At 42.6% G+C, this 5934-nt stretch carries 4 protein-coding genes; 2 read left to right on the forward strand and 2 right to left on the reverse strand.

The features are described 5' to 3' along the window. Positions 1-182 precede the first annotated feature (182 nt). Positions 183-1037, forward strand: coding sequence for a MurR/RpiR family transcriptional regulator (locus tag CXF82_RS00270; protein WP_101092069.1), 855 nt, complete (start codon positions 183-185; stop codon positions 1035-1037). 184 nt (positions 1038-1221) lie between these two features. Next, positions 1222-2661 carry a pyruvate kinase gene (gene pyk, locus CXF82_RS00275; protein ID WP_101092068.1) on the forward strand — a complete coding sequence of 480 codons (1440 nt, stop codon included), beginning with the start codon at positions 1222-1224 and terminating at the stop codon, positions 2659-2661. Positions 2662-3031: 370 nt separating this feature from the next. Here the strand turns inward: pyk and CXF82_RS00280 are convergent, their stop codons facing one another. Both CXF82_RS00280 and CXF82_RS00285 read right to left on the reverse strand, forming a co-directional pair. Next, positions 3032-5308 (reverse strand): acyl-CoA dehydrogenase, encoded by a 2277-nt coding sequence (locus CXF82_RS00280; RefSeq protein WP_101092099.1) that lies wholly within the window; start codon positions 5306-5308, stop codon positions 3032-3034. A gap of 11 nt (positions 5309-5319) precedes the next feature. Then, positions 5320-5934 (reverse strand): TetR family transcriptional repressor PsrA (locus tag CXF82_RS00285; protein ID WP_102043458.1); only part of this gene is annotated, 615 nt, incomplete at its 5' end.

A 5934-nucleotide genomic window follows, 5' to 3' on the forward strand; every position in this document is an offset into this window, starting at 1 on the left:
ATAAACTTCAACTCAGTCTATTAGGCATGTTGACTCAATCTCTGATATGCTTTCGTGATAAAATTACTAAATTTTATCATCTTTGTACCTGTTATCATTATAATTTAATGTCAGCTCCGGTGCTTAGCCACCAACGGGACTATAACGATATAATAAAACTACTATTGAGTGGACGTACGTATATGAATACCCTAGAAAAGGTCCAAAAAAGTCTTACCCATTTTAGTAAATCTGAACGTAAAGTAGCGGAAGTTATTCTTTCTTCACCGCAAACCGCAATTCATTCTAGTATAGCTACACTGGCCAAAATGGCAGATGTCAGTGAACCAACGGTAAACCGTTTTTGCCGCCGGCTTGATACTAAAGGCTTTCCAGACTTTAAGCTGCACCTTGCCCAAAGCCTTGCCAATGGTACGCCCTACGTAAGTCGTCACGTCGAAGAAGATGATACCCCTGACTCATATACCACAAAAATATTTGAATCATCTATGGCATCGCTTGATACCGCGAGACAAAGCATAGATACCACCGCGATTAATAAAGCCGTTGATGTGCTTACCCAAGCAAAAAAAATCTCCTTCTTTGGTCTTGGTGCATCGGCATCTGTTGCTCATGACGCTCAAAACAAATTTTTCCGCTTTAATGTTCCTGTCATATGCTTCGACGATGTTCTTATGCAACGCATGAGTTGCATCAACAGTAATGAAGGCGATGTAGTGGTACTTATTTCACATACTGGTAGAACTAAGTCACTAATAGATGTAGCAAAGTTGGCTAGAGAGAATGGCGCAGCAGTGATTGGTATTACCGCCCGTAACTCACCACTTTCAACCGTTTGTACACTGCCTGTCACAATGGAAGTCCCTGAAGACACCGATATGTACCTTCCTATGGCTTCACGTTTAGCACAGTTGGTTATAATTGATGTACTAGCAACAGGATTTACATTGAGACGAGGTCCTCGTTTCCGTGAGAACTTGAAGCGAGTTAAAGAAGTATTGAAAGAATCTAGAATAGACAAAGATCCCATTCTGTAAGTGGCTTTCGGCATACTTTAGGACAGTTTAGCCAATGCTCGACTGTCCTTTTTAGTCCATAATGTTGCAATAGGTCACAAAAATTAAAACTTGAGATAGATCATTATGTTCGTAACTTTACTACATTTATGGGTATTGTCTGTTAATATAGTGTCAGAATTTTTAAAACTTAACGGAGTATGTCATGTTCCGCAGAACCAAGATTGTAACAACATTGGGCCCAGCCACTGATCGTGATGACAACCTACGCCGCATTATTATTGCCGGTGCTAACGTTGTTCGCCTAAACTTTTCTCACGGTGCACCAGAAGATCACAAAAAACGCGCAGCAGATACGCGAGCTATTGCAAAAGAGCTTGGCGTACATGTTGCCGTACTCGGTGATCTACAAGGTCCTAAAATTCGCATTTCAACTTTTAAAGACAACAAAAAGGTACAGGTAACCCTAGGGCAAACTTATACTTTAGATGCTGATCTTGAAAAAGGTGAAGGCGACGAGAACCAAGTGGGTATCGATTATAAAGAGCTACCAAATGATGTCAGCTTAGGCGACATTCTAATGCTAGATGATGGTCGTGTTCAGCTGCGAGTTGAAAAAGTAGACGGTAATAAAGTTCACACTACTGTTACTGTTGCTGGCCCTTTATCTAATAATAAAGGCATCAACAAGCAAGGTGGTGGTTTATCCGCTGCTGCATTAACTGAAAAAGATAAACGCGATATCATTACAGCTGCAGAGATTAAAGTTGATTTCCTAGCAGTGTCTTTTCCACGTAGTGGCGCTGACCTTGATTATGCACGTGCTTTAGCACTAGAAGCCGGTAGTAACGCGCTGATAGTGTCTAAAGTTGAGCGTGCTGAAGCCGTTGTTTCTGATGAAGCCATGGATGATGTTATCCTTGCATCAGATGTCGTGATGGTTGCACGTGGTGATTTGGGTGTTGAGATTGGTGATCCAGCACTTGTTGCGGTTCAAAAGAAACTGATTAGCCGCTCTCGCCAACTTAATAAGCCTGTTATTACTGCGACTCAAATGATGGAGTCAATGATAACAAGTCCAATGCCTACTCGTGCAGAAGTCATGGACGTTGCAAACGCAGTACTTGATGGTACGGACGCTGTAATGCTTTCTGCTGAAACCGCTGCTGGTGACTTCCCTGAAGAAACCGTAAAAGCAATGGCTGAGGTTTGTTTAGGTGCTGAGTTACACCCAAGTGTACAGGTATCAAAGCATAGACTTGATCAACAGTTCACTACGATTGAAGAGACGATTGCTCTTTCAACAATGTACGCTGCAAACCATCTAGGTGGAATTAAAGCCATTGTTGCATTGACTGAGTCTGGTGCTACACCGCAAATGATGTCTCGTATCAGTTCGGGGCTGCCTATTTTCGCGCTGTCACGTCACGAAGTCACTCTTGCTACAATGGCGCTTTACCGTGGTGTTCAACCTGTTTATTTCGACTCTACGGCTTACGCTCCTGAGTTTGTTGCTCAAAAAGCACTAGAAACGTTAGCAGCTGCCGGTTACCTAAAAAGTGGTGACATGGCGATGATGACTAAAGGCGATGCAATGGAAACCGTTGGTGGCACTAACACCAGCAAGGTTGTCATTGTCGCTTAGTTTATTGCTCGTTTGAGCCATACTAAAGCGTCTTAAATAAAATGCATGTCAGCTAATTACTGATGTGCATTTTTTGTATCTACACTTAATATTCTCATTCCATTTTAATTCCAGCATCTTTGCCTAAATGTGTGGTCCCTTAACGCATCAGTCTATAGCCAATTCAGTTTAGTCCTACTTCTCTCTTCTTCATTGGCATTACTTGTCATGGATAATTAGTCATCGACAAGTTAATTTTGAATTAACACTATTTTGTTGGCATAAAAAAATCCGTTGAACTTAATTCAACGGATTTTCATTTTAAAGCGTATACATATTTACCAACGAAATATTAATTCATTATCAAGTGATTTATAGCCTAGCGTCACTTTTACAATGCATCAAAGTCATCAACATTTATCGCCGCTAACCGTAATTGATTAGCCTCACTAAGCTGTAGGTGCTCATCTTGATTAATGAGGTCAAGCTCAAGGGCTGAATCAAACAACGCTTGCGGCGCAAGTTTACGCGGTAAACCTCCCTCTCTTTGAGCCTGTTTTAATCGACTAAAGAGCACTTTGCACTCATGCTTTGCAATAAAAGCATTCTCAACATCAGCAATGCCACTAATGTCATCTTTAATATTAGGACACAAAAATGTCAATCTATCGCGAGCTGGACCTGGGGTACTCATTGATTTAACCACTTCAATTGATAATTTATCATCAGGTTGATTAAAGTGATTTCCCAGAGGGAAGATCATGACACGTAATAGTGCTGCGACAATACGGTTAGGGAAATTACGGATAGCTTCATCGAGTGCTTTCGCAGCCAAATGTAGTCTTGTCGCCATCACATGCTTAACCGTGGGTAAATCATCAAACTGACGACCATTATCTTCAAACAACTTTAACGTTGCAGATGCCAAATACAGCTGACTGAGTACATCCCCCATTCTCGCACTCAACATCTCTTTACGCTTCAGTTCGCCGCCGAGCATCAACATAGACATATCGGTCATGATTGCTAATGCAGAAGATATCCGCGTCATGCTCTTATAGTACTTCTTCGTTTCGCCACTGACTGGAGATGCTGCAAATATGCTTCCCGACAGTGCGTGGCTAAAAGCACTGAAAGCATTGCGGGCAGCGTAACCAATATGACCCGTTAATAGATCATCGAATCGTTCAAGCCCTGCACTTTTATCTTCCATACCAGCAGCTTCCATTTCAGCCAGTACATAAGGATGGCAACGTGTCGCTCCCTGACCAAAAATCATTAAACTACGCGTAAGAATATTGGCACCTTCTACAGTAATAGAGATAGGAAGTGCGATATAGGCATTCCCTAGATAGTTTTTAGGTCCTAATTGGATGCCTTTACCCGATTGAATATCCATCGCATCATCAATAACCTGACGACCCAATTCAGTCATATGATATTTCGCAATTGCAGTCACAATTGAGGGCTTAACGTTAAGGTCGATACCCGTAGTCGTTAAGCGTCTGGCCGCTTCGAGCTGGTAAGTGTTACTAATGATCCGCGCCAAGGCTTCTTGTACACCTTCAAACTGACCGATTGGCATACCAAATTGTTGCCTTACTGCGCTGTATGCAGTGGTCGTTTTAGTGGCCATATGCCCCAAAGCCGTTGACAGTGCAGGCAGTGAAATTCCGCGCCCAGCAGATAAACACTCAACCAGCATCCGCCAGCCGCGACCGGCGTATTGCGGTCCACCAATGATCCAGTCAAGTGGAATAAAGACCTCTTTTCCTTGCGTAGTACCATTCATAAAGGCTAAATGTAATGGGTTGTGACGACGGCCAATCTCGACACCGGGATGATCTGTTGGGATCAATGCACAAGTAATGCCTATATGCTTTTGCTCTCCAAGCAGTCCGTCTGGATCATGCATTTGAAACGCTAGCCCTAACACATCAGCGACGGGAGCAAGCGTTATATAGCGTTTATTCCAATTGAGCTTTAAGCCTAAGGTTTGTTCACCATTAAATTCTTGACGACAAACAATGCCAGTATCAGGAATTGCGCCAGCATCACTGCCAGCTTCAGGTCCTGTTAATGCAAAACAAGGGATCGCTTGTCCATCTGCAAGTTTAGGTAACCAAAAATCCTTTTGTTCGGTTGTACCGTAATGGGTTAATAGCTCTCCAGGACCTAATGAGTTGGGCACCATGACAGTGACAGCGGCACTCACACTTCTGCTGGCAATTTTACTCACAATCGTTGAGTTTGCATAAGCAGAAAAGGCGCGACCACCGTATTTTTTCGGAATGATCAGGGCAAAGAAACCCTCTTTTTTAAAGTATTCCCACAGTTCTGGCGGGAGATCTTTTCTATTGGTAACGATGTCATAATCGTCAATCATAGATAACGCTGTTTCAACTTGATTATTTATAAAATCGTGTTCTTCAGACGTTAGCGTAGGTTTGCCGTAACTGTGTAAAGTTTGCCAGTTAGGTTTACCTTTAAAAAGCTCTCCCTCCCACCAAACATCGCCCGCTTCCATTGCTTCTTTTTCGGTGTCAGATAAAGGAGGCAGTACTTTCTTAAAGAAACTAAAAACAGGCCGCGTAACCAGTTGCATTCTAATGTTCTTCACACTAAAAATGACCACTACGCCGATAATAAAGAGTATTAATAACGTCATAAACATAATTTCTACATTGCATCCTTGTTCACAGGAACCGATACCCCCGCCGATAGATAAGGGATAACTTTTCGAATAACCGCTTCTATATCATTGTGTTCGCCAAAATCTGCTGCTGCAATCTCGGTTAATGCGTCAGCTGACGCCATAGTGAACACGACTGTACCTAAGGTGAAGTGTAAGCGCCAAAACATCTCAGCGGGAGGAATATGTGGGGTACTCTCGCCAACAGCTTTGACAAATAGGCTCAAATACTTGCCATAATGGGTCGTAATAAACCAGCGCAAATGGCCTTGGCTTTCTATATAGCCACGCCCTAATAGTTGCAAAAAGGTCGTAGTGCCTTCAGATCTTAATTTGTTTAGCTCTAGTAATGGGTTAACCAAGCTTGAAAAGATATCATCTAGCGATGCATTCGCATCTGCAGAGCGCACTGCCACAATAGCATCTGCCGCCGCCGGCATAAAGACATCGAGATAACGTGCTAAAACCGCTCTTATCAACTCTTTTTTTGAGCCAAAATGATAGTTTACCGATGCTAGGTTTACTTCAGCTTTACTGGTTATTAATCTAAGAGACGTTTCTGAAAACCCTCTCTCAGCAAATAGCTTTTCTGCTGCATCCAG

This window comes from Shewanella sp. GutDb-MelDb, assembly GCF_002836075.1.
Classification (GTDB): Bacteria; Pseudomonadota; Gammaproteobacteria; order Enterobacterales; family Shewanellaceae; genus Shewanella.

What these genes read in the sequence shown, in the direction of transcription:
- CXF82_RS00270 (WP_101092069.1), top strand. Translation starts at nt 183, where the DNA reads ATGAATACCCTAGAAAAGGTCCAAAAAAGTCTTACCCATTTTAGTAAA.
- pyk (WP_101092068.1), top strand. Translation starts at nt 1,222, where the DNA reads ATGTTCCGCAGAACCAAGATTGTAACAACATTGGGCCCAGCCACTGAT.
- CXF82_RS00280 (WP_101092099.1), bottom strand. Translation starts at nt 5,308, where the DNA reads ATGACGTTATTAATACTCTTTATTATCGGCGTAGTGGTCATTTTTAGT.